Annotated in this window: 29 protein-coding genes and 1 riboswitch; of the genes, 17 read left to right on the top strand and 12 right to left on the bottom strand. The window is 71.9% G+C overall.

Features of this window, described 5'->3' with window-relative positions:
- Positions 1 to 36 precede the first annotated feature (36 nt).
- Positions 37 to 1587 carry a methyl-accepting chemotaxis protein gene (locus ACQP2F_RS07935; RefSeq protein WP_433302053.1) on the top strand — a complete coding sequence of 517 codons (1551 nt, stop codon included), beginning with the start codon at positions 37 to 39 and terminating at the stop codon, positions 1585 to 1587.
- Positions 1588 to 1594: 7 nt separating this feature from the next.
- On the opposite strand, the gene ACQP2F_RS07930 is transcribed toward ACQP2F_RS07935, so the two are convergent.
- On the bottom strand, positions 1595 to 1948 hold the full coding sequence (locus ACQP2F_RS07930) for a VOC family protein (RefSeq protein WP_433302051.1): 354 nt from the start codon (positions 1946 to 1948) through the stop codon (positions 1595 to 1597).
- Positions 1949 to 2114: 166 nt separating this feature from the next.
- Between ACQP2F_RS07930 and ACQP2F_RS07925 the strand changes: the two genes are divergently transcribed.
- From ACQP2F_RS07925 to ACQP2F_RS07905, 5 genes are all read left to right on the top strand, one after another.
- Positions 2115 to 2612 carry a hypothetical protein gene (locus ACQP2F_RS07925; RefSeq protein WP_433302050.1) on the top strand — a complete coding sequence of 166 codons (498 nt, stop codon included), beginning with the start codon at positions 2115 to 2117 and terminating at the stop codon, positions 2610 to 2612.
- 126 nt (positions 2613 to 2738) lie between these two features.
- Positions 2739 to 3086: a hypothetical protein gene (locus ACQP2F_RS07920; RefSeq protein ID WP_433302048.1), complete on the top strand. Its 348-nt coding sequence runs from the start codon at positions 2739 to 2741 to the stop codon at positions 3084 to 3086.
- Between the two features lie 20 nt (positions 3087 to 3106).
- Positions 3107 to 4231: a DUF4388 domain-containing protein gene (locus ACQP2F_RS07915; RefSeq protein WP_433302046.1), complete on the top strand. Its 1125-nt coding sequence runs from the start codon at positions 3107 to 3109 to the stop codon at positions 4229 to 4231.
- Positions 4232 to 4282: 51 nt separating this feature from the next.
- Positions 4283 to 4774: a roadblock/LC7 domain-containing protein gene (locus ACQP2F_RS07910; protein ID WP_433302045.1), complete on the top strand. Its 492-nt coding sequence runs from the start codon at positions 4283 to 4285 to the stop codon at positions 4772 to 4774.
- Positions 4775 to 4878: 104 nt separating this feature from the next.
- Complete coding sequence (locus ACQP2F_RS07905; protein ID WP_433302043.1) at positions 4879 to 5250, top strand: hypothetical protein; 372 nt, start codon at positions 4879 to 4881, stop codon at positions 5248 to 5250.
- Between the two features lie 71 nt (positions 5251 to 5321).
- On the opposite strand, the gene ACQP2F_RS07900 is transcribed toward ACQP2F_RS07905, so the two are convergent.
- The 6 genes from ACQP2F_RS07900 to ACQP2F_RS07875 all read right to left on the bottom strand — a co-directional run bounded on the left by ACQP2F_RS07900 (position 5322) and on the right by ACQP2F_RS07875 (position 10199).
- Positions 5322 to 5837, bottom strand: coding sequence for a DUF1269 domain-containing protein (locus ACQP2F_RS07900; RefSeq protein ID WP_433302041.1), 516 nt, complete (start codon positions 5835 to 5837; stop codon positions 5322 to 5324).
- A gap of 69 nt (positions 5838 to 5906) precedes the next feature.
- Positions 5907 to 7160 (bottom strand): MFS transporter, encoded by a 1254-nt coding sequence (locus tag ACQP2F_RS07895; protein WP_433307391.1) that lies wholly within the window; start codon positions 7158 to 7160, stop codon positions 5907 to 5909.
- Positions 7161 to 7268: 108 nt separating this feature from the next.
- Entirely contained in the window at positions 7269 to 7817 is a 549-nt protein-coding gene (locus tag ACQP2F_RS07890; protein ID WP_433302039.1) for a hypothetical protein, read from the bottom strand.
- Positions 7814 to 8887, bottom strand: a complete 1074-nt coding sequence (gene dusB, locus ACQP2F_RS07885) for a tRNA dihydrouridine synthase DusB (RefSeq protein WP_433307389.1) — start codon at positions 8885 to 8887, stop codon at positions 7814 to 7816. Before dusB ends, ACQP2F_RS07890 begins: the two co-directional genes overlap by 4 nt.
- Before the next feature lie 109 nt (positions 8888 to 8996).
- Positions 8997 to 9476: a hypothetical protein gene (locus ACQP2F_RS07880; protein ID WP_433302037.1), complete on the bottom strand. Its 480-nt coding sequence runs from the start codon at positions 9474 to 9476 to the stop codon at positions 8997 to 8999.
- 78 nt (positions 9477 to 9554) lie between these two features.
- Entirely contained in the window at positions 9555 to 10199 is a 645-nt protein-coding gene (locus ACQP2F_RS07875; RefSeq protein ID WP_433302035.1) for an Abi family protein, read from the bottom strand.
- Between the two features lie 207 nt (positions 10200 to 10406).
- Between ACQP2F_RS07875 and ACQP2F_RS07870 the strand changes: the two genes are divergently transcribed.
- On the top strand, positions 10407 to 10886 hold the full coding sequence (locus tag ACQP2F_RS07870) for an XdhC family protein (protein WP_433302033.1): 480 nt from the start codon (positions 10407 to 10409) through the stop codon (positions 10884 to 10886).
- Here the strand turns inward: ACQP2F_RS07870 and ACQP2F_RS07865 are convergent.
- The 3 genes from ACQP2F_RS07865 to ACQP2F_RS07855 form a co-directional block, all read right to left on the bottom strand.
- Positions 10883 to 12262 carry a glycine--tRNA ligase gene (locus tag ACQP2F_RS07865; protein WP_433302031.1) on the bottom strand — a complete coding sequence of 460 codons (1380 nt, stop codon included), beginning with the start codon at positions 12260 to 12262 and terminating at the stop codon, positions 10883 to 10885. The genes ACQP2F_RS07870 and ACQP2F_RS07865 overlap by 4 nt on opposite strands.
- Positions 12263 to 12330: 68 nt before the next feature.
- Positions 12331 to 12951: a hypothetical protein gene (locus ACQP2F_RS07860; RefSeq protein ID WP_433302030.1), complete on the bottom strand. Its 621-nt coding sequence runs from the start codon at positions 12949 to 12951 to the stop codon at positions 12331 to 12333.
- Positions 12952 to 12967: 16 nt separating this feature from the next.
- Positions 12968 to 13309, bottom strand: a complete 342-nt coding sequence (locus tag ACQP2F_RS07855) for an antibiotic biosynthesis monooxygenase family protein (RefSeq protein WP_433302028.1) — start codon at positions 13307 to 13309, stop codon at positions 12968 to 12970.
- A gap of 31 nt (positions 13310 to 13340) precedes the next feature.
- Here ACQP2F_RS07855 and ACQP2F_RS07850 point away from each other — a divergent pair, with 31 nt between their 5' ends.
- From ACQP2F_RS07850 to ACQP2F_RS07820, 7 genes are read left to right on the top strand one after another with little or no spacing between them, the layout of a single operon-like run.
- Entirely contained in the window at positions 13341 to 13598 is a 258-nt protein-coding gene (locus ACQP2F_RS07850) for a DUF6703 family protein (protein WP_433302026.1), read from the top strand.
- Between the two features lie 55 nt (positions 13599 to 13653).
- Positions 13654 to 14589, top strand: coding sequence for a metal ABC transporter substrate-binding protein (locus ACQP2F_RS07845; protein WP_433302024.1), 936 nt, complete (start codon positions 13654 to 13656; stop codon positions 14587 to 14589).
- Positions 14586 to 15368: a metal ABC transporter ATP-binding protein gene (locus tag ACQP2F_RS07840; RefSeq protein WP_433302023.1), complete on the top strand. Its 783-nt coding sequence runs from the start codon at positions 14586 to 14588 to the stop codon at positions 15366 to 15368. The genes ACQP2F_RS07845 and ACQP2F_RS07840 overlap by 4 nt, the downstream gene beginning before the upstream one ends.
- On the top strand, positions 15369 to 16238 hold the full coding sequence (locus ACQP2F_RS07835; RefSeq protein ID WP_433302022.1) for a metal ABC transporter permease: 870 nt from the start codon (positions 15369 to 15371) through the stop codon (positions 16236 to 16238).
- A gap of 12 nt (positions 16239 to 16250) precedes the next feature.
- Positions 16251 to 16547 (top strand): ArsR/SmtB family transcription factor, encoded by a 297-nt coding sequence (locus ACQP2F_RS07830; protein ID WP_296066296.1) that lies wholly within the window; start codon positions 16251 to 16253, stop codon positions 16545 to 16547.
- Positions 16544 to 16951 (top strand): Fur family transcriptional regulator, encoded by a 408-nt coding sequence (locus ACQP2F_RS07825; RefSeq protein WP_433302020.1) that lies wholly within the window; start codon positions 16544 to 16546, stop codon positions 16949 to 16951. The genes ACQP2F_RS07830 and ACQP2F_RS07825 overlap by 4 nt, the downstream gene beginning before the upstream one ends.
- Before the next feature lie 26 nt (positions 16952 to 16977).
- Entirely contained in the window at positions 16978 to 17592 is a 615-nt protein-coding gene (locus ACQP2F_RS07820; RefSeq protein ID WP_433302018.1) for a hypothetical protein, read from the top strand.
- A 670-nt stretch (positions 17593 to 18262) separates the two neighbouring features.
- On the opposite strand, the gene ACQP2F_RS07815 is transcribed toward ACQP2F_RS07820, so the two are convergent.
- Positions 18263 to 18841 carry a DUF6328 family protein gene (locus ACQP2F_RS07815; RefSeq protein ID WP_433302016.1) on the bottom strand — a complete coding sequence of 193 codons (579 nt, stop codon included), beginning with the start codon at positions 18839 to 18841 and terminating at the stop codon, positions 18263 to 18265.
- The gene (locus tag ACQP2F_RS07810; protein ID WP_433307388.1) at positions 18838 to 19659 is read right to left on the bottom strand and encodes an alpha/beta fold hydrolase; all 822 of its coding nucleotides are present in this window, start codon (positions 19657 to 19659) and stop codon (positions 18838 to 18840) included. The genes ACQP2F_RS07815 and ACQP2F_RS07810 overlap by 4 nt, the downstream gene beginning before the upstream one ends.
- Before the next feature lie 61 nt (positions 19660 to 19720).
- Positions 19721 to 19825, top strand: a riboswitch (TPP riboswitch).
- Positions 19826 to 19882: 57 nt separating this feature from the next.
- Here ACQP2F_RS07810 and ACQP2F_RS07805 point away from each other — a divergent pair.
- The 3 genes from ACQP2F_RS07805 to ACQP2F_RS07795 are packed head-to-tail and all read left to right on the top strand — an operon-like array spanning position 19883 to position 22748.
- Complete coding sequence (locus tag ACQP2F_RS07805; RefSeq protein ID WP_433302014.1) at positions 19883 to 20464, top strand: ECF transporter S component; 582 nt, start codon at positions 19883 to 19885, stop codon at positions 20462 to 20464.
- Between the two features lie 20 nt (positions 20465 to 20484).
- Complete coding sequence (locus tag ACQP2F_RS07800; RefSeq protein WP_433302013.1) at positions 20485 to 21966, top strand: ABC transporter ATP-binding protein; 1482 nt, start codon at positions 20485 to 20487, stop codon at positions 21964 to 21966.
- Entirely contained in the window at positions 21963 to 22748 is a 786-nt protein-coding gene (locus ACQP2F_RS07795) for an energy-coupling factor transporter transmembrane component T family protein (protein ID WP_433302011.1), read from the top strand. The genes ACQP2F_RS07800 and ACQP2F_RS07795 overlap by 4 nt, the downstream gene beginning before the upstream one ends.
- The last annotated feature ends 17 nt before the right edge of the window (positions 22749 to 22765 follow it).

Genomic DNA, 22765 nt, shown 5'->3' with positions numbered 1-22765 from the left:
GAGTCCGATTCGCCGAGCGGGCGAGGCCTGACGATCGTGGCGCGTCTGTTGATCATGGGCGCGGCCGGGCTGGCGTCCGTCGCCCTGGTCGTCGCCTTCGCGATCTACAGTTCGTCGGTGCAGGCCGCCGCCAGCCGGGACATCGCCCGGGTGAGCAGCGGGATGAGCGCCCAGTGGAACGCCGACATGATGCACGACGCCCTGCGGGCCGACGTGATGTCGGCGATGTATGCCACCACCGACGCGCAGCGCACGGCGTACGGCGTGGCCGACGTGAACGATCACGCGAAGACCATCGTCGAGATGTACGACGCCGCGCAGGCCCAGGCCCCGGATGCCCTCAAGGCCGAGTACGCGCAGGTCAGGCCCCGTCTGGTGATGTACGCCGACACCGCCCGGTCGGTCGTGGCCACCGCTTCCACCGACCACGCCAAGGCCGCCGGCGAGCTCGAGGGCTACCTGGCGATCTACGCGGAGCTGGAGGAGAAGCTCGGCGCGCTCGACGACGGCATGCTCGAGGCGGTCGAGGCGGCCAGCGACCACGGCGTCGCGTCGGCCCGCCGGAGTGACTGGATCATCGCGCTGGCCGGCCTGCTGGGCGCGCTGATCACGATCTTCGCCGGGTGGCGGACCCTGCGGGCGATCCGGCGGCCGCTGCGGGAGATGCTGTTCGGCCTGCGTGCGGTGGCGGGCTGCGACCTGACCGTACGGGTGCCGGTCCTGCACCGCGACGAGCTGGGCGAGATGGCCGGGGCCCTGAACACCGCGATGGGCGCGCTGCAGGAGACCGTGGCGGCGACCGCGGCCAGCGTCGGCACGTTGTCGGCGGCCAGCGGCGATCTCCGGTCGCTCGCCGGCGACCTGGACTCGTCGGCCGAGCGGACGTCGGCCGAGGCCCGCAGCGCGGACACGTCGGCGCGTCAGGTGTCGCAGGCGGTGACCGACATGATGACCGCGACCGAGCAGCTGTCCAGCTCGATCCGGGAGATCTCCCGGCAGACCGCGTCGGCCTCGGTGACCACGGGCGAGGCGACCCGCGACGCGGCCGACACGGCGGCGGCGGTGGCCCGGCTCAGCGACGCGAGCCGGGAGGTCGGCGACATCGTGCAGCTGATCACCAACATCGCCGAGCAGACGAACCTGCTGGCGCTGAACGCGACGATCGAGGCGGCCCGGGCCGGCGAGATGGGCAAGGGCTTCGCCGTGGTGGCGACCGAGGTCAAGGACCTGGCGCAGGAGACGGCCCAGGCGACCGCCGACATCACCGCCAAGATCTCGGCGATCCAGGAGATGACCTCGGGCACCGCCGACGCGATCGCGGCGATCACCGGGGTGATCCGGCAGATCGACGACGGTCAGCAGACCATCGCGGCGGCGGTCGAGGAGCAGGCGGCGACCACCGACCTGATGGCCCGCAACGTGCACGCGGTGTCGGCGGCGGCCGGCGAGATCAGCGGCACGGTCTCGAACATCACCCGTTCGACGGAGGCCACGGCCGAGGGCGCGAACACCACCCGCGGCTCCGCCGAGCAGGTGAGCTCGGCGGCCGGCGAGATCGAGACCCTGATGGCCCGCTTCCGGTACTGAGGCGGGTTCAGGGCTTCCGCGCGGAGAGCACGCAGAACTCGTTGCCCTCGGGGTCGGCGAGCACGACCCAGCTGACGTCGCCCTGACCGATGTCGACCGGCCGGGCGCCCATGTCGACCAGCCGCTCGACCTCGGCCTCCTGGTCGTCCGGGCGCAGGTCGATGTGCAGCCGGTTCTTCACGGTCTTGGCTTCCGGCACCGGGGTGAACAGCAGGCCGGGCAGCTCGTCGGGCGTGCGCCGGATCTCGACCTCGTCCGGCGCCTCGTGCACGATCTCGTACTTGAGGGCCTCGGCCCACCAGCGGGCCAGCCGGTGCGGGTCCTCGGCGTCCACGACGATCTGTTCCCAGCTGACCGGCATATGGCGCCCTCCTTATCGAAAAGTGACGATCATGTTACGCCCCAGGGCCTCTCGTGCCGCGCCGGAAACGGCGCACGTAGCGTGCGACGACGCTTCTCGATGCCGATGAGGATGCGAGATGTGTCGGGACTGCGGACGTCCCGGCCGTCCGTTCGGGGAGCGAGTCGTGACATCTGCGGCACCGGCCGTCGGCGCCCTGCGGCGCCTGCTGAGCGAGTTGGGCGAGGACTGGCGGACCGGGGCGGTCGAGGTGGGTGGCCGGCCCGGGGGTGTCCTTTATCTCGTCGCGGGGCGCATCGCGTACGCCGAGACGCCCGCCACACCGACGCTGGGTGAGCGGCTGGTGGCCTCGGGCCGGGTCAGCCCCGCCGCCTGGAACGCCGCCCGGGCCGAGGGCCGCGGTGCCCGGCTGCTCGTGCGGGACGGGCTGATCGGGCCGAACGAGCTCGCCCTGCGGCTGGTCGCGGCGATCGGGGACGCGACCCGGCTGCTGCTGCGGTCGGAGGGCGCGCCGCTGCGGTTCGTGCCCGGCGCCCGGCATTGGCTCGGTGTGGTGGTGCCTCATCGCGTACCCGGTCCGGATCTTTATCGACGCAGCGTGACCAATGCGCCGAGGCCGCGTCCCGGCCGTTCACGCTCAACGGCGTGCGGCTCCCGACCGTGACGCACAGCGGGTGCGACTTCTGGCCGCACCGTCGCCGCAGGATGGCCCACGGTGACGGCGCGGGGAAGCCGTCCCGCCGAACAAGGGGAAAGCGTGCCCGGGGTCGATCACTGTTTGCAGGAGGCCATGGCGATTCCTGGCGCGGTCGGCGCCAGCATCGTCGACTACACCACCGGCTTCCCGGTCGCCACGACCGGAGCCGCACCGAACTCCGACCACGAGGCCGCCGCGGCCGGCACGGCGGACGTGGTCCAGGCCGCGACCAGCCGCTCGCTGTTCGTCTCGGCCGTGCCGCACGACCTGCTCGAAGACCTGATCATCACGACCGCCGGGGGCTATCACCTGCTGCGTCTCGTGCAGACCGACTTCGACAGCCGGCTCGTCCTCTACGTCTGGCTCGACCGGGTCCAGGGGAACCTCGCGGTGGCCCGCCGCCGCATGCAGAAGCTCGCCGACGACCTCGTCGTCGTCTGACGTCCTTGTGGGGAGAAGCGTTGTCCACCTCGAAGACCGCCACGCCGGCGCGCCTGCTCGCGCAGGTCGCCGGGGAGCGGCAGACCGGCGCGCTGGTGGTCGGCGGCCACCCCGGCGGCGCGGTCTACGTCCTCGAGGGGCAGGTCATCTACGCCGAGTCGCCGGCCGCCCCCGGCGTCGGCGAGCTGCTCACGTCGTCCGGGCGGCTGGCCGGGCGCACCTGGCAGAGCGCGCTCGACCAGGGCACCTCGACCGCCCAGGTGGGCCGGCTGCTGGTCGAGCAGGGTCACCTCACCCAGGGCGAGCTGGAGCTGTGCGTGCTGGGCGCGACCTACGACGCCGCCTACTTCGCGCTCGCGCCGCCCTCCGCCCCGGTCGACTTCCTGGCCGGGGCGACGCACTGGCTGGGACCGGTCGTGCACGTCGACCCGGCCGCGGTCGCGCGCGAGGTGCGCCGCCGGGTGCGGCTGCTCGACGAGATCTTCCCGGACGCGCGGGTGGACACCGCCGCGGTCACGCCGGTCACCCGCCCGCCGCGGGAGCGGGTCACGCTGACCGCGCCGCAGTGGGAGCTGCTGGTGCACGCCGACGGCCAGCGCACCCCGGCCGACCTCGCGCTGCTGCTCGGGCGGGCCGGCTACGCGACGGTGCAGGAGCTGCGCCGGCTTGCGGCCGCGGGGCTTCTCGAGCTTTCGGCCGTACGCGCGGAAAGCCCCGAGTTCGTCCGGCTCCCGCGGGCCCGGGGCACGGCGGTTCCGTCGCGGCGCCCGGTGGTCGCGCCGGCCGCCCCGGCCGCCGGGTCCCCCCAGGCTGCCCACGCCGCCCCGGCCGCCGGGTCCGCCCAGGCCGCCCCGGCCGCCGGATCCGCCCAGGCCGCGCCGGCGGGTGGGGCCGCCCAGGCCGCTCCGGCCGTCCCGGTCGTCCCCGCACCTTCCCCGGCCCCCGCTCCCACACCCGCTCGCGCTCCCGCTCCCGGCGAGGAGGTCGGCGCCAACGGGACCGTCTACCGGCCGCCCCGGCTGGCCCGCCGGAAACCGGGGGCCAAACTGCCCAAGGAGGTCGCCGGCGAGACCCCGCCGGCGCATCCGGGCACCGACGAGGTGCTGCTCAAACGCATCCGTACCGCCCTGCGGGCCCTGCGGTGACGCGCGCGCCCCCCGACCCCCGACCTTCCGACGAGAAAGTGAGACCCGAGGATGACGGTGGACCCGGCGGTGCTCCAGGAGCTCGACCGCCTGCGTGGCCGGGTGCCGGAGCTGTCCGGCAGCGTTCTGGCCACGACCGACGGGCTGGTGGTCGCGCACGACGCGCACGGCATCGAGCCGGACGGGCTCGCCGCGCTGGCCGCCGCGCACCTGGCGCTGGCCCGGCGGTTCGCCCACGCCGTGAACCACGGCGAGCTGCGGGAGTCGGTGGTCGAGTGCGACCGGGGCTACATCACCACGTACACCGCCGGCCCGAACGCGCTGCTCACCCTCGTCACGTCGGGTGACGCGAACCTGGCGATGGTCCACCTCGAGGCGCGGCGATGCGTACGCCGGCTCGTGAAGATCCTCGCGATCGGGGCGAAGCCGCCGCAGGCCCGGCCCGAGATACCCACGCAGGCCGGCCCGGCCGCGCCGCTCGCGCGGCGCACGCCGATGGCCACCCTGCCCAACAACGCCCGCCGCCGGCAGGCGACGGGTTGAGCCTCCCGGCTCACCCCACCCGCGCTCGTGGCACCCGCCACGGCCGGCCGGTACCGCCAGCCAAGCGGCGGACCGCCATCCCACCGCATACGGAGGACTCATCCATGGGTGACATGGACACCGCACTCAAGGAAATCATGGAGATCGACGGCGCGATCGGCGTCGCCCTCGTGGACCACACGAGCGGCATGGCGCTGGGCACCGTCGGCGGCGGCAAGGAGCTCGACCTGACGGTCGCCGCGGCCGGCAACACGGACGTGGTCCGGGCGAAGCTGCGGGCGATGGAGATGCTCAACATCTCCGAGAAGATCGAGGACATCCTGATCACGCTCGACACCCAGTACCACATGATCCGCCCGCTGACGAGCCGCTCGGGCAAGGGCCTGTTCCTCTACCTGGCCCTGCGCCGCGACCGGGCCAACCTGGCCATGTCCCGGCACCAGCTGCGCCGCATCGAGAACGACCTCGACGTCTGACCCGGACCGGCGAAGCATGCCCGCTCCCGGCGGGGAGGGCCCGCACCGCCCTCCCCGCCCCGGGCGCCCGGTCAGTAGGGCTGGGGATTCCTGTGTTCGCCGAAGGTCTCCAGAAGGATCTCGCGCTCGCCGTCGGTCAGGTTCGTCTCGATCAGGCGGCTGTGCTGGCCCATCCCGTGGAAACGCTCGCCCAGGCGGTCGAGGTTGCCGGCGTCGGTGACCAGGAACAGGGCGGACGTGCCCTCGGTGATCTCGGTGCGGATCGTCTCCAGCTGTTCCTTGGTGATGCCGGAATCCTCGGTGGCCTTGGAGAGGGCGCCGATCGCGGCGCCGGCCACGCCGCCGATGACCGGGATCAGGAAGAGCGTGCCGGCCACGATGCCCCACAGCGCGCCCCACCCGGCGCCGCGCCAGACGCCGTCGCGGCCGTGGTGCACCCGCTGCGGCTCGCTGGCGCCCTTCGGCCAGGTGATCACCGCGTGGTCGAGCACCTTCACGAGACCTTCGCCCTGGGCGTCCTTGAGCTGGTCGGCGGCGTGCTGCGCGCCCTCGGGGTTATCGAACTTCCACACGGTAAACGTCGTCATGTCGCGCTCCTGAGAAGACTCCGGACGGAGGACTGACGCTCATCGTCGGCCGTAGGCCGGGCGCGCTCCTCATCCCGGGCGGACGAAATCATCCCCGGCGAATCGACCTCGGACGATCTCGAGCAGGGCGGTGAGCCCGATCGGCAGCGCGGCCAGGGCGAACAGCACCGGCAGCGGCAGCATGAGCGCGAAGCCGGCATACAGCAGCACGGCGAAGACCTCGGCCGCGAAGCCGCTCACCGACAGAACGGTGGTGCGGGCGGGTCCGGTGATCTCCTCCTGGAGGCGGGTTTCGGCCCGGATCATCGCGTACTGCAGCAGCCCGAAGGCGGCCGACACCGGGATCATGCCGGCCAGGTGCGGCATCAGCGCGCCGGCGGCCAGCAGGATGGCGGCGGCAACGATCACACCGGGAAGAGACGCGGCGGAGAGTGACCGCCTTCTCGCCACCGACGGCCTTACCACCGACGGCCCGCTTCCGGCGGGCGCGCTCTCCGCGGGCGCGCTCTCTGCGGGCACGCTTCCGGCGAGCGCGCTTCCCGCGGCCATCGCCAGGGCGGTCAGCGCGAACAGCAGCGGTACGGCCGAGGTCGCCGCGCCTTTCTCCCGGGCGAGCAGCGGAAGGTACTCGTCGAGCGCGCTGAACCCGGGCACCAACGCGGCGACCAGGACGGCGAGCACCATGCGCCGGCCGCGGATCGCCTCGCGCACGCCGGACCGCAGCAACGAGAGGTAGCCCATCTCGGCGGCTTCCTCGTCCGCAGGGCCGCTGCCGGAGACGCAGCGCTGTCTGGCGGCGTCTCCACCCGCCGGGCCGCTGCCGGAGAGGTCGCGCTGCCCGGCGGCGTCCCCAGCCGTACCGCCGCAATCGGGCAGTCGCAGCGCGAGAAGCGCACCCAGCGTGACCACCGCGATGCTGGCGATCCCGACCAGACGGTAACCACCCAGCGTGTAGGCCGGCGTCGCGAGCAGCGTGGCGGCCAGCATCGCGAGGATGCCCACCGTGCCCGACCGGCCCATCAGCTTCGCGTACGCCGCCGGCTCGCCGACCTGGTCATAGACGAGCGCCTCGATCGTGCCCGACGCCATCGCGCCGCCCAGTCCCCACAGCACGAAGCCCAGCGCGAAGCCCGGGAAGGCCGGCCAGATCAGCCACAGCGCGTAGCCGGCGGCGGTGAGCAGCTCACCGATCGCGTAAAGGCCGCGGCGGGACCAGGCGTCGGCCAGCGCGCCGGAGGGCACCTCGAACGCGAAGGCGACCACCGACCAGATGGCGAACAGCGTCGAGATCTCGGCGGTGGACAGCCCGGCGTCGGCGAACAGCAGCGCGTAGACCGGATAGAGCAGGACTCCGTCGGCGCAGGCGCGGACGGCGTAGAGAAGCGGAGATCAACGTCAAACCGGATGCATGGTCCCATCCTGCTCCGGGCGTCAACCGAGATTTGCCTCGTCGGCCGCGGCTCGGCCCGACTCCCAGCCCTCGAGACTGTCGACGCGGCTGCCGCGGGCTCGCACCGTACGGGGAAACGCCCTGGTCACCGCCTCCCGGACCCGCAGATCGCGCCCGCGCAGGACCGGCCGCAGATCCGGTTCGCCGTGCTGGGCGATCTCCCGCCGGGTGGTTTCGGAGAGCCCGCCGCCCTGGCGGCCCCGGCCGCCCTGGCGGCCCCGGCCGCCCCCGCTCGCTCGCGGGAGATCGTCAGCCTGGGCGCGCCATCGCGGGTCTATGTCGCGAAATTTCGCCATATAGCGGCGAGCCGCCTCGGCGATCACCGCCGCCTGCAGCGGATCGCCCAGCCGGGCCACCACCCGGTGCAGCTCGGCCGGCTGCCAACCGCCCTGGAACAGCCGGTCGACCGCGACATCGAGGGCACTGGTCAGCGCCGCGTCGACCTCGGCCGCAGGCGCCACGGTCAGCGCGTCGAGCCCGTCCTCGTAACTGAGAGTTCCGTCCAGCACCTCACGGATCGTGCTGGTCATCCGCCCGACTCGTCGGTCTCGGCGCCCACCGGCACGGTCTCGTCGTCGCGGCTGTCGAGCCAGCCGTACGGCAGCGAGACCTTGCCTGGCGAGTTGACCCGCCCGCGCGGCTGGCCCAGCGTCTCGACCGGGAACGGCACCGCCGGGTCGAGGGCCTCGAGCAGGTCGTCGAGCTCGGCCAGCGACGAGATCATCGCGAGGCTGCGGCGCAGCTCGCCGCCGATCGGGAAGCCCTTCAGGTACCACGCGACGTGCTTGCGGAAGTCGGCGCACCCGTGCTTCTCGTCCCCGAGGGCGTCGACCAGCAGCTCGGCATGCCGCGACATGATCTTCGCGACCTCGCCCAGCGACGGCAGCACCGGCCGGTAGCTCGCGCCCTGCGTGAACGCGGCCTCGAGGTCGGCGAACAGCCAGGGCCGGCCCAGGCAGCCGCGGCCGACCACGACCCCGTCCACTCCGGTGTGCTCGACCATGCGCAGCGCGTCCGAGCCTTCCCAGATGTCGCCGTTGCCGAGCACGGGCACGTCGAGCGCCTGCTTGAGCGTGGCGATCGCATCCCAGTCGGCCTGGCCCGAGTAGCGCTGCTCGGCGGTGCGCGCGTGCAGGGCGACCGCGGCCACGCCCGCCTCCTGCGCGATGAGACCGGCTTCGACGTACGTGAGATGGTCGTCGTCGATGCCCTTGCGCATCTTGATCGTGACCGGAATCCCGAACGGCCGCGCCGCCTCCACGGCCTGCGCCACGATCCGCCCGAACAGACGCCGCCGCCACGGCAGAGCCGACCCCCCACCGCGGCGCGTCACCTTGGGCACCGGGCAGCCGAAGTTGAGGTCGATGTGATCGGCCAGCCCGTCCTCGCCGACCATGCGCACGGCCCGGGCCGTCACATCCGGATCGACACCGTAGAGCTGGAGGCTCCGGAAGTCCTCGTCCTCGGCGAACGCAATCATCTTCAGCGTCTTGGGGATCCGCTCGACCAGCGCCCGCGTCGTGATCATCTCGCAGACGTAGACGCCGCCCCCTTGCTCGCGGCAGAGCCGCCGAAACGCCACGTTGGTGATACCCGCCATCGGCGCCAGCACGACGGGCGGATTGACGGCGCGGTCGCCGAGCTCGAGCGGTGCAGTCACGCCCTACAGCGTGACACGTCCGGCCCGGCGACCTCGAATCGCCGCCTGGTTAACCGCGGTTGCCGCGCTCGACAAGCGTCGCGACCATGTCGATGACTTGGCTGACCTTGCCGTCGAGCTGAGTGACCTTGCCGTCTAGCTGGCTCACCTTGCCATCGAGCTGGGTCACCTTGCCATCAAGCTTGGTGAACTTGCCATCGAGCTGGGTCACCTTGCCATCAAGCTGCGTGACCTTGCCGTCTAGCTGGCTCACGTTGCCATCGAGCCGGGCGACGTTGTGGTCGAGCTGAGTGACCCTGCCGGTCAGCGCAGCGACATTTCCCTTAATCTCGGTCACATCGGAGGTGAGTCGAGCCAGACTCTCGGTGTGCTCGGACTGCGTGATCGCGAGAGCCTGGAGAAGGCCTCTCTGGGCGCGCACGCCCTCCCCGATGTCAGCCAGGTCGCGATCCTGGCCGGCGCGGAGCCGTTCCTGCTCATCCATGCGGTGCTCCAGTACGGTGACGCGCTCGTCGAGTGTGGGAGTCATCGGTTCCTCCAGGGAAGGGTAACCGGGCCTCGGGCCCAGGGGGGTGGGTGCGACTCGGCCTGCAGGCTAGCCTAATGACTAGGCGTCATGCGACAGGGATAGGCATGCGTCATGTGCCAACATTTGTTCGACGCGGCCGTGCCGTGCGATCCATGCCTTGCTGACCGGACAGATCCAGCCCGCCACCTCGAGGGCGATGATGTGGATGTCCTCGATCGGCCGGTTGAACATCGGCTCGTGGTGCGCAATCCGATTGCGCGACCGATGCAGGACCTCGACCGCCTCGTGCAGGACCCGGCGCCGCGGCTGACCGGGGAAGGCTCGATAGAGGCTTTCCCGCCACAGGGTCGAGTCGTAGTGGTTAGCCAGCAGGTATCGCCAGAAGCCGAGACTGAGCTCGGCGACGACCTGGCCCGGCGTCTCTCCGCGTTGCCTCGCTCGCATCCGGGCGAGCTGGACGACTTCGGCCTGGCGACGCTGAAGGAGATGGCCGGGGTCCAGGTACCACCTCGGCTCGCCGAATCTCCGGGCCGACCACTCCGTCAGGTTCTCGTGGATGGCGTTGCGCATGATGACCTCGACATGCCCGATCGTCACGGCCAGCGCTGCCGAGACTTCCGAGTTCCAGTGATAGACGCGCAGGGCCGCGGCGTTGTCGTCGCCCCCGGCAATGACGTAAGGACCCAGCCGTTCGGGTGATAGCCGGCGGATCAGAACCGCCATCTCGGGTGAATAGGCACGCATCATCTGGCTTCCCTCCCCCATGGCCCGGTACACTTTCCCCAGAAACCCCGGACAGCCTCTGCTTCGCATGCGGCCGGGGTTCCTTAATGTCCGGGGTCGTTTTGACGCGGCCGACCCTAGTCCCATGACAGCTCGGCTCGCGACAACCGCGGGCGGGCGACGACGGAATCTGGCACAGTCGACGGCATGGGTGAGGGCGGACCGCGACGGCTGGTGGTGGTCTTCGAATCGCCGGTAGCCGAGGCTCTGCTGCGGCTCGCCGTGGAGGTGGGGTTTCAGTCGGTGCTCGTGGAGCCGGACCAGACCCGGCTCCAGGGCACCCCGCGGCCGCACGGCGACCTCTTCGTGCACGATCTCGCGGCGGCTCATCTCGACGACGACACCGACGTCGTGCTCACCGACCACCACCGGGCCGAGATTGGAACCGTGCTCAAGGAAGCGCTGGCCGCGCGGACGCGGTGGATCGGCATTCTCGGGAAGCCGCAGGTCGAGGGGCCGCACGTCAAGATGCTGCGCGACCTCGGCGTGCCCGAGGAGGAGATCGCCCGGGTGCACCGGCCGATCGGGCTCAACATCGGGGCGAGGACCCCGGCCGAGATCGCTGTCGCGACCCTGGCCGGGCTCATCGCGGACCGTAACAACAGGCCGGGCGGAACGGCCTTCTAGCAGCCGGGCAGGCGCCGCAGCAGGTAGTCCTCGACCTGGGCGAGCGCGACCCGCTCCTGCTTCATGGTGTCGCGGTCGCGGATCGTCACCGCGTCGTCGGTGAGGGTGTCGAAGTCGACCGTCACGCAGAACGGCGTGCCGATCTCGTCCTGGCGCCGGTAGCGCCGGCCGATCGCCTGCGAGTCGTCGAACTCGACGATCCAGCGCTTGCGCAGGTCGGCGGCCAGGCCGCGGGCCTTCGGGGACAGCTCGGGGTTGCGGGACAGCGGCAGCACGGCCACCTTGATCGGCGCCAGGCGGGGGTCGAAGCGCATGACGGTGCGCTTGTCGACACCGCCCTTGGTGTTGGGCGCCTCGTCCTCGTCGTACGCCTCGAGGAGGAACGCCAGCACCGCACGAGTCAGGCCGGCCGCGGGCTCGATGACGTACGGGACCCAGCGCTCCTGCTTTTCCTGGTCGAAGAAGCTGAGGTCGACGCCGGAGTGCTTGGAGTGCGTGGTCAGGTCGAAGTCGGTGCGGTTCGCGATGCCCTCGAGCTCGGCGAACTCGGTGCCGCCGAACTGGAAGCGGTACTCGATGTCGACGGTCCGCTTCGAGTAGTGCGAGAGCTTCTCCTTGGGGTGCTCGTAGAAGCGCAGGTTCGACTCCGAGAGGCCCAGGTCGCGGTACCAGTTCCAGCGCTCCTGCAGCCAGTACTCGTGCCACTGCTCGTCGCTGCCGGGCTCGACGAAGAACTCCATCTCCATCTGCTCGAACTCACGCGTACGGAAGATGAAGTTGCCCGGGGTGATCTCGTTGCGGAAGCTCTTACCGACCTGCGCGATGCCGAACGGCGGCTTCTTGCGGGCGGCGGTGGCCACGTTGTTGTAGTTGACGAAGATGCCCTGCGCGGTCTCCGGCCGCAGGTAGTGCAGGCCCTCGGCGCTCTCGGTCGGGCCGAGGTAGGTCTTCATCAGGCCGTTGAACATCTTCGGCTCGGTGAAGGTGCCCTTGTTGCCGCAGTTCGGGCAGTTGATCTCCTGGAGCGAGGACGGGAGCGAGCCGTGCTTGGCCTCCCACGCCTCCTCGAGGTGGTCGGCGCGGAACCGCTTGTGGCAGGACTGGCACTCGGTCAGCGGGTCGACGAACGCGTCGAGGTGACCGGAGGCGGCCCACACGTCGCGGGCCAGGATGACGGCGGAGTCGAGGCCGACGATGTCGTCACGCTGCTGCACCATGGTGCGCCACCACTGGCGGCGGACGTTCTCCTTCAGCTCCACGCCCAGCGGACCGTAGTCCCAGGCCGAGCGGGTTCCTCCGTAGATCTCACTGGAGGGGAAGACGAAGCCACGGCGCTTGGCCAGGCTGACGACGGCATCGATACGGTCGGCGGGCATGTTCCTCCTACGCCGGCTGGGTGTCGGCGGGGACTACGAGTAGGAAAGGATCGGGACAAACAGCGAGATTACTCTCCGAGCTCGCACACCTCGAAAGCGCCCGTGCCGCTGTCCACGCCCAGATAGGCCTCGAGCTTCGCGCTGTCGCCGTTGTCATAGACGGCGTCGACCGGCACCGACCAACTTACAAGATCAAACTTCCCCATCGTGTACGACCGGATGGCCGGCTCCGCGGTGACCTTGGAGCGGAACGCGGCCGGGCTCTCACCCTGTTGCGTCTCGTCGCAGAGCATCCCGTAGGCCGCGTCGTAGCGCCCGTCGCGCAACGCGTTGAGGTAACCGCTCACCGCGGCGTGTGCCTTCTCCTGGTACGACCCCTGGCTGGACACGGCCACGCCGATGATCGCGGCCAGGCCGCCGCCGCAGACCAGCAGGACGACGCCGGCCGCGATGCCGATGCTCAGGCCGATGCGTTTGCCCTTGCCCTCGACCGGCGGCGCCGGGAACGGCGGGTAGACGCCGGGACCGGGCGGCGGGGCGGGCGGCTCCTCGGGCACCGGCGGCCCCGAGGCGGCCGGCGCCCACGCGGGCGGCGGCCCATAACCGGCCGAGACCGGCGGCGTTTCCCAAGCGGGCGGATAGACGCCGGCGCCCTGCTGCGGCACGGGAACGTGAGGCTCCGTCGTCATAGGGCCAGATTAGCCGTCAGCGCCAGGGCTCGGCCGCCCGGTCGCTGGCGGTCACGACCACCTCGCCGCCCGGCGCCGCGCTCGCCAGCGTCTCGAACGCGGACGGCTCGTCGACCGACTCGGAGAGCAGCGGCGTCGCGTGCACCTTGACGTCGAACCCGCCCAGGGCCCGCCGGTAGGCTCCCACCGACTCCCACTCGGTCACCAGGGTCCAGTGGGCGGGCTCGTCGAGCGCGCGGGTGAGCCGCCCGGAGAGATAACCGGGCCGCTCAGCCAGGGCGGTGAGGGCGGCGTGCGCCCGGAGCACGAAGCCGTCCTGCGTGTCCGGCGGGACGACGAAGCGGTTGAGCACGAGCATGCGACGAGCGTACGCAGCGCGAGGAGGCGACATGGTGGCACCGTCGGAGAACCTGCTGCGCCGGCTGGCCCGGGTCAACCCGACCACGGCCTTCGTCGTGGCGCTGGTGCTGATGCTGGCCGGCCTCTTCCTGCCCGGCATCGTCGGCGCCGCGCTGCTGTTCCTGCTCGCCGCCGGCCTGGCCGCGCTCACGTTCACCACCTGGCCGGTGCAGTCCCCGTCGACCCGCGCCCTGCGCGCGACGATGCTCGTTCTCCTTCTCGCCGGGGTCGTGGCCAAGGCGCTCTGAGCGGCGACTCATGCGCTTTTGACAATCATTATCATTGTCGGCGACAGTGGGTGCTATGCCCCGCGCCCTGCTTGCCGTGCTCCTGACGCTCGCCGTCGCCGCCGGCTGCGCGGGCCGGGCCGCCGCCGGCGGGTTCACCGCCGGGAAGCTCAACGTCGTCACGGCGTTCTACCCGTTGCAGTTCCTCAGCGAGCGGATCGGGGGCGACGACGTGACGGTCACCAACCTCACCAAGCCCGGCGCCGAGCCGCACGACGTCGAGCTGAACCCACGCCAGGTCGCCCAGGTGGCGGACGCGGGGGTCGCGGTCTACCTCAAGGGCTTCCAGCCGGCCGTCGACGCCGCCGTCGGCCAGGAGGCGAAGGGCCGCTCGTTCGACGTGACGACCGTGGTCGACCTCAAGCCGTTCGACCCGGGCTCCGACGAGGGCGGCCTCGACCCGCACGTCTGGCTCGATCCGGTCCGGTTCGCCACCATCGCCGGCGCCCTCGGGGAGCGCCTCGCGCAGGCCGATCCCGCGCACGCTTCCGACTACCGGTCACGGGCGCGCCAACTTCAAGGGCAACTGCAGACCCTCGATGACGCGTACGCGAAAAGCCTCCGCAGTTGTCAGCGCCACGAGCTGGTCACCAGTCACGAGGCGTTCGGCTACCTGGCCGCCCGCTACGGCCTGACCCAGATCGGCATCACCGGCATCTCCCCCGAGGCCGAGCCCTCGCCGCGCCGCCTCGGCCAGGTCGCCGCCGAGGCCCGCCGCACCGGCACCACCACGATCTTCTTCGAGACGCTGGTCAGCCCGAAGGTCGCCGACACGATCGCCCGCGAGGTCGGCGCCCGCAGCGCGGTGCTCGACCCGCTCGAGGGCCTGACCGAGGCTGAGCCGACCCGCGGCGGAAAACCCCAGAATGAAAACCACGAAGACGCCGACTACTTCTCCGTCATGCGCGCCAACCTGGCCGCCCTCACCACGGCATTGGGGTGCACCTCATGAGCGTCGTCGACGTACGCCATCTCGCCGCCGGCTACGACGGCCGCGAGATCCTGCACGACGTCTCGCTCTCCGTCACCGGCGGCGAGGTCGTCGCCATCCTGGGCGCCAACGGCTCCGGCAAGTCCACGCTGATCCGCACGGTCCTCGGGCTGGTGCCGGCCGCCCGCGGTGAGATCGACCTGTTCGGCACCGCCCAGCGCAAGTTCCGGGACTGGGCCCGGGTCGGCTACGTCCCGCAGCGGCTCGGCGCCGGCAGCGGGGTGCCGGCCACGGTCGGCGAGGTGGTCGCCTCCGGCCGGCTGGCCCGGCGCGGGATCTTCCGGCCGTCCGGCGCCGCCGACAAGGCCGCCGTCCGCGAGGCGCTCACCGACGTGGGCCTGCTCGACCGCATCGGCGACCCGGTCGCCACCCTCTCCGGCGGCCAGCAGCAGCGCACGCTCATCGCCCGGGCGCTGGCCGGCCGGCCCGACCTGCTGGTGCTGGACGAGCCGACGGCCGGCGTGGACGCGGCCAGCCAGGAGGCGTTCGCCGCGGCGCTGGGCCGGTTCGCGACCGCGGGCGGCACGATCCTGCTCGTCGCGCACGAGCTCGGCCCGCTGCGGCCGCTGATCGACCGGGCGATCGTGGTGCACGAGGGCCGGATCGCGTACGAGGGCGTCCCGCCGGAGCCGGCCGGTCACCACGCCGACCCCGACCACGACCACGTGCACCCGCATGCCGCCCTCGAGAAGGCCGGCATCTGCGAGTGGGCCCCCACGGACCGGATGGCTGCAAACTAGATGGACCTCTTCGCGTACGACTTCATGATCCGCGCGTTGATCGGCGCGCTGGTGATCGGCCTGGCCGCGCCCGCGCTCGGCATCTACCTGGTCCAGCGGCGCCTGTCGCTGATCGGCGACGGCATCGGCCACGTGGCGCTGACCGGCGTCGGCGTCGGCCTTCTGCTGCACCACTCCCCGGTGATCAGCGCGGTGATCGTCTCGGCCGCGGGCGCGGTCGGCATCGAGCTGATCCGGCAGCGCGGGCGCACCTCCGGCGACCTCGCGCTGGCCCTGCTGTTCTACGGCGGCATCGCGGGCGGCGTGGTGCTGGTCGGCCTCTCCGACGACAGCAGCAACGCGAACCTGATGCAGTACCTGTTCGGCTCGCTGATCACGACCTCGCCGCAGGACCTGGTGGTGATCGTCGTCCTCGGCGTCGCGGTGCTCGTGGCCATGACCGTCTTCCGGCCGGCGCTGTTCGCGGTCTGCAACGACGAGGAGTACGCGCGGGTCAGCGGCCTGCCGGTGCGGACGCTCAACCTGCTCATGGCGATCACCACCGCGGTCACGGTGACGATTGCCATGCGTACGGTGGGATTGCTCTTGGTCTCGGCTTTGATGGTCGTGCCGGTCGCCGCCGCCCAGCAGGTCACCCACGGTTTCCGCACCACCATGGCGCTCGCGATGGTGATCGGGCTCGGCGCCGCCGGTGCCGGCGTGGCCGTCTCCGCCGAGATCGACACCGCCCCCGGCGCCACCACCGTCATCATCGCCCTCGGCGCCTTCTTGGCGATCTCGCTCGGCGGTGGGGTCCTGCGGGCATTGCGCCGCCGCGCCCACCAGCCCCGCGAAGTCGAGCCGCCCGATGTCGTCCTCGCCGCGCGATAGGTTGGCACCACCATGACGACGGGCTACGAGGCGTACGAGTCGGCCGGGGAGCTGCTGCGGGCCCTCTCCGCGCCGATCCGCGTCGCGATCGTCGCCGAGCTCGGCGTGGGCGAGCGCTGCGTGCACGAGCTGGTGGAGAAGCTGGGCGCGCCCCAGCCCCTGGTCTCCCAGCACCTGCGGGTGCTGCGCGGCGCCGGGGTGGTCCGGGGCGCGCGCCGCGGACGCGAGATCGCATACTCCCTGGTGGACGACCATGTCGCACACATCGTCGCCGACGCCGTCAGCCACGCCCGGGAGGTCCGATCATGAGCGCCGCCGACTCGACCGCGCAGCGCAACACGAAGCAGCGCAGCGCGGTGAGCGCCGTGCTCAACGAGGTCGAGGGCTTCCACAGCGCTCAGGACCTGCACGCGAAGCTGCGCGAGCGGGGCGAGCGGGTCGGCCTCACCACCGTCTACCGCACGCTGCAGGGCCTCGCCGACGCCGGCGAGATCGACGTGATGCGCCCGCCCGGCGGCGAGCACCTCTACCGCCGCTGCAGCCAGGGCCACCATCACCACCTGGTCTGCCGCTCGTGCGGCCGGGCGGTCGAGGTCGAGGGCCCCGCGGTCGAGTCCTGGGCCGACCGGGTGGCGGCCCAGCACGGCTTCGCCGACGTGTCGCACACGATGGAGATCTTCGGTACGTGCCCGGAGTGCGCGGCCAAGCGCTGAGCACTTCCACATGGGACGCTTTGGCCGTGAAGCTTTACGCCGAGCGCATCCCCACGGCCATCCGCCAGCTGCTCACCGACATCGCGGTCGTCATCTGGGTCTACCTATGGATCAGGGCCGGCCTCTGGGTGCACGCCATGGTCGAGAAGCTGGCCGTGCCCGGCCAGAAGCTGGAGAGCGCGGGCGGCGGCATAGCCACGAACCTGGCCGACGCCGGCAGCAAGGTCGACCGCGTCCCCCTGGTGGGTGACCAGCTGGTGAAGCCCTTCAACGGCGCGGCCGACGCGGCCCGCTCGATCGCCGACGCCGGCCACCAGCAGGAGCAGATCGTCGACCAGATGGCCCTGGTCCTGACGATCCTCGCGCTCTCCGTTCCGCTCGCGCTGGTGCTGTTCCTCTGGCTACCGTTGCGGTTGCGCTGGATGCGCCGGGCCGGGGTGGCTTCGTCCGTACGATCGGAGCCCGCCGGCCGCGACCTGCTGGCGCTCCGCGCGCTGGCGTCCCAGCCGCTCGACGAGCTGGCCCGCTTGGGTCCCGACATCGCCCAGAGCTGGCGGAACGGCGACGCGGACGCCGTCGACGCGCTGGCCGAGCTCGAACTGAAGCGCTTGGGTTTGACGGTCTCGGGGCGTCGTCGATAGGCCGTCCGTTTTGGGCGCCGTTGTCTGCCGCGGGGTTTACCCGCTCTGCGGGTGCCGGCCGCGTCGTGGCGCGCCGCGCGTTTACCCGACCGCGCCGTTGTCCGCCGCATTGCCACCGCTGCGCCGTCGCCTGCTGCGCCGTCGCGCTGCGCCCCGCCCACTGCGCCGTCGTCCGCTGCTCCCTCACTCGCTGCGCCGGTGCGCGCCGCACAATCACCGCCGGAGCGTCGCCCGCCACCTTGCTACCGCCGCGCCCCGCCGACCGCACTGTTGCCCGCTAAGCCGTTGCTTGCCGCGCCGTCGCCCGCCCAATGTCGGATCTTGATGACCTGCTGCTCTCGGAGCGCCGCAAGTCATCAGCCTGGCCGACGCCCATCAACCCCACCCACAACCAGCGACCCTGATGACCTGCCGTGCGCCCAACGCCGCACTTCATCAACCCTGCCCCGCCGCCCGCCAACCGCCGCCCACAACCCGCCGACCCTGATGACTTCCCGTGCGCCCAACGCCGCACCTCATCAGCCCTGCCCCGCGCCCGCGTGCCCTCCGTGGGTGGGAGGCAGCGCGATCCGCCCGGTGGCGCGTATTGGTGAGCAGAGCGAAAGCGCAACAAACCCGCTGCCGATCATGCGGCCCCCGCCCTTTGGGTGGGGGTGAGTTAAGCACGGGGCTACGACAACTTTTCGTCTTTTCCACAGGCATCACCGGGTGGCACGCCGCCGTCTACCACGCGCTCGTCCTCCTCCTCGGCGTCCTCGTCTATCCAGCTGTGGCGGTACCAGGGGAACGCCGCCCACAGCGCCACGAACCAGAGGGCTGTGGCGCCGGACAGGAGGAACGCCAGGCCTCGGCTGAGGATGAAGTCGGTCACCAGCAGGACGCTGCTCACCATCGATATCAGCAGGAACGCCAGGCCGCCGGTGGTCATGCGGTGGGCGTGGCGGACCAGTTCGGGCTTGCGGCCCTGGCGGAACAGGGCCCGGTGGAAGGCGACCGGCGCAATGATCATGGCGGTGGAGAAGGCGGCCGCCAGCAGGGCCACCACGTAGACGGTCTTCTGGAACGGGGTGGCGCGCGGGAAGCCGCTGGTGAAGGGCAGCGTCAGCAGGAAGGCGAACAGGATCTGGATGCCGGTCTGGGCGACCCGCAGCTCCTGCAGCAGGTCGCCGAAGTTGCGGTCCCAGCGTTGTTTCTCGGTCTCGTCCCGGACCCGGCGTTTCTCCAGTCCCAGCCGGGACGAGATCCTCATGCGCCCGTTATGCGCGCCAGCGCGGCGTCGGCGACCGCCGTGGGGGCCTGCTCGGGCGCCCAGTGCGAGACGTCGCGCAGCACCACGAGCTGATAGTCGGCCTCCACCCAGTCGCGGGTGCGCAGGGCGGCGGTACGCGCGACGACGCCGTCGTGGTCGGGCCAGATGTACGTGGTCGGCACCGTGATCACCGCCACCGGCGCCAGCTGCTCGCCGGACAGGCCGCGATACCAGTTCAGCCCGCCGGTCAGCCGGGCCGGGTCGTCGCGCATCGCGTCGGCGTAGAGGGCCGCGCGGCCGCCGATCGGGCGCAGCATCGTGCGCAGGGCGAGGGCGTTGCCGGCCAGCAGGAACCGCTCGGCGACCGGCGACCGGAACAGAGCGAAGTAGGCGAACCGGGCGCGCTGGGTCGGGCGTACGCGCATCGCCAGCCGCAGCGCCCGCGGGTGCGGGACCGAGATCGCCGTCAGCGTGCGCACGCGCTCCGGATGCTGCGCCGCGAGCATCCAGCCGACCTGTGCGCCCCAGTCGTGGCCGATGACGTGGGCCGACTCGAGGCCGAGCGCGTCGAGCACGGCGATCGCGTCGGCGGCCGGCTCGGCGGCGCGGTAGTCGGAGACCTCGGTGGGGCGTGCGCCGGGCGAGTAGCCGCGCTGGTCCAAGGCGTACGTGCGCAGACCGGCCGCGTGCAGCCGGGGCCGGATCAGGTCGAACTCGCGGTGGTCCTGGGGGAACCCGTGCAGGAGCAGAACCGGGTCACCGTCGGCGGGCCCGCCCTCGTACACGTCGAAGGTGAGGCCCCGCGCCTTGATCTCCATGTTCTTGATCACTCCTCAACTGTCCCGCCGCCAACAACGGTGTTAGCGTCATCGAAGCAATGTAATCCGACAGGGGAGCGCACAGCGCTGAGAGTGCGGGGTGACCCGCAGACCCTCGTACCTGATCTGGGTAATGCCAGCGCAGGAAGCTCGGTCTTTTCTCCAGCCGCGCCGTGTAAAAGCGGCGTGCGTCTCCTCCCGGTCACCCCACTGGGAGGCACCTATGGCTACTACCACCAACCGATGGCGCACGATCGACATCGTGATCGCCTCGATCATCGCGGTCGCGTTCGGCGTCATCTTCTGGGCGTGGAACCTGCTCTGGAACGGGCCGGCCGACGCCATCCCGCTGCCCGGGCGGGCGATCCTCTACGGCATGTGGCTGGTCCCGGCCGTGCTGGGCGCGCTGATCGTGCGCAAGCCGGGGGCCGCGTTCTACACGCTCACGCTGGCCTCCTTGGTGAGTGTGGCGATCGGCACGAGCTGGGGCTGGACGCTCGTCGTGCAAGGCCCGCTCGAGGCGCTCGGCGCGGAGCTGATCTTCGCCGCATTCGCCTACAAGGTGTACAACGTGCCGGTGGCCCTGCTCGCCGGCGCCACGGCCGGCGTCGTGGCCTCGGTCTACGACGCGTTCGTCTGGTACGGCGGCACGTCGTGGGCCACGCTGCGCATCCCGTACATCCTGCTCGCCGCCCTGTCCTCGCTGGTGGTGGCCGGTCTCGGCAGCGTGCTGCTGGTGCGGGCGCTCGCCCAGACGGGTGTGCTGGACCGGTTCCCGGCGGGCCGGTCGCGCGCGCTGGTCTGACCACTGATCTCATGTGAATCATGAGCACGGTCGAGCTGCGGGGATTCGGGTGGCGGCATGCGGGCCGCCGCGCCTGGGCGGTCCGCGACGTCGACCTGACCGTCGGGCACGGCGAGCGGGTGCTGCTGCTCGGTCCCTCGGGGGCCGGCAAGAGCACCCTGCTCGCGGCCCTGGCCGGGCTGCTGCCCGACGACTCGGGCGAGCAGGCGGGCACGGTCACGATCGACGGGCTCGACCCGCGCGCGGCCCGCGACCGTGCCGCTTCCGACGCCTGGTCCGCCGGACGGCGCGGAGAAGCCGGGCGTGGGGTGGGCATCGTCTTCCAGGATCCGCAGACCCAGCTGGTGATGGCCCGCAGCGGCGACGACGTCGCGTTCGGCCTGGAGAACCGGGGAGTGCCGGCCGCCGACATCTGGCCCCGGGTCAGCGACGCGCTCGACCGGGTCGGCTTCCCCTACCCGATCACCCGCTCGACGGCCGCACTGTCCGGCGGCGAGGCGCAGCGGCTGGCGCTGGCCGGCGTGCTCGCGCTGCGGCCCTCGCTGCTGCTGCTGGACGAGCCGACCGCGAACCTCGACCCGGCCGGCGCGGCGCTGGTGCGGGAGGCGATCGGCCGGTCCCGCGGCGACGAGACGCTGATCGTGGTCGAGCACCGGGTGGCCGAGGCGCTGCCGCTGGTCGACCGGGTGGTGGTGCTCGAGCCGGGCGGCGGGATCCGGGCCGACGGCGCGCCCGAGGTGGTCTTCGCCGCGTACGGTGACCGGCTCGCCGACGAGGGCGTGTGGGTGCCCGGCTTCGCGATCCCGCCGGTGAAGTCCTCGACTCCCGCCGGCGAGGAGGTGATCCGGGCCGAGGACGTCACGGTCGCCCAGCGGCTGGCCCCGGTGTCGATGGGCGCGAACGCCGGCGAGGTGCTGGCCGTGACCGGGCCGAACGGCGCCGGCAAGTCGACCTTGGCGCTGGCCCTGGGCGGTCTCCTGGCCCCCACCGGCGGCCGGGTCACCGGGTTCGGCGATCCGCGGCCGCCGCACAAGTGGCGGGCCGCCGACCTCACCCAGCGGATCGGGTCGGTCTTCCAGAATCCGGAGCACCAGTTCGTCACCGCCCGGGTCGCCGACGAGCTCGCGGCCGGACCCCGGCGCGTCGGGCGGAGCGACGCCGAGATCAAGGACATCGTGGATGCGCTGCTCGACCGGCTGCGCCTGGCGAAGCTGGCACAGGCCAACCCGTACACCCTCTCGGGGGGTGAGGCCCGCCGGCTGAGCGTCGCCACCGCCCTGGCCACCGCCCCGCGCCTGCTCGTGCTCGACGAGCCGACCTTCGGCCAGGACCGGCGCACCTGGATCGAGCTGGTCACGCTGCTCGCCACGCTGCGCGACGAGGGGCACGCCGTCGTCGCGGTCACGCACGACGACGACTTCGTGCAGACACTGGCCGACCGTACGTTCGTGCTGGGCTCCTCCCGCCTGCGCGACCCACTCCCCCGCCGGCGGCGCGCATGAGCCTCGCCCTGCAGCCGGTCGCGAACCCCACCGCGCCGCTGGCGCGCCGCAACCCGGTCGCCAAGCTCGCCGCCGCCCTGCTCTTCTCGCTGCCATTGATCAGCACGCTGGATCCGCTCACGCCGGCCCTGGCGATCGCGGTCGAGCTGATGCTGCTGCCCCTCTTCGGCCTGCGCTACGGCGTGCTGGCCCGGCGCGCGTGGCCGCTGGTGGTGGCGTCGGCCGGCCTGCTGGTCACGATGATCCTGTTCGCCGCCCACCGCGACGGCCGGCTCCTGCTCGATCTCGGGCCGTTCGACGTGACGACCGGCGTGCTGATCTCGGCGCTCGGGCTGATCCTGCGGCTGTTCGCGATCGCCCTGCCCGGCGTGATCGTCTTCGCCACCACCGACCCGACCGACCTGGCCGACGCGCTGGTGCAGAACGCCAAGGCGCCGGCCCGGTTCGCGATCGGGGCGCTGGCCGCCTTCCGGCTGCTGCCGCTGCTCGGCGCCGAGTGGCAGATGCTCACGCTGGCCCGGCGGGCGCGGGGCGTCGACACCGGGATCAGGACGTTCCCGGCGACCGCCTTCGCCCTGCTGGTCGGGGCGCTGCGGCGGGGCACCCGGCTGGCGGTGGCGATGGACGCCCGCGGCTTCGACTCGACGGCGCCGCGCACGTACGCCCGGCGGCAGATCTTCACCACCGCCGACGTGCTGCTGATCGCCGGGGCCGTCGTGCTGGCCGCCGCCATCCTCACCACCACGATCCTGACCGGGCTGTTTCGACCGATCACCAATTGAGTTCGCCGGGGCGTCAT

This window comes from Actinoplanes sp. CA-030573 (assembly GCF_050951115.1).
Classification (GTDB): domain Bacteria; phylum Actinomycetota; class Actinomycetes; order Mycobacteriales; family Micromonosporaceae; genus Actinoplanes.
This window is presented reverse-complemented; position numbering and strand designations above follow the sequence as displayed.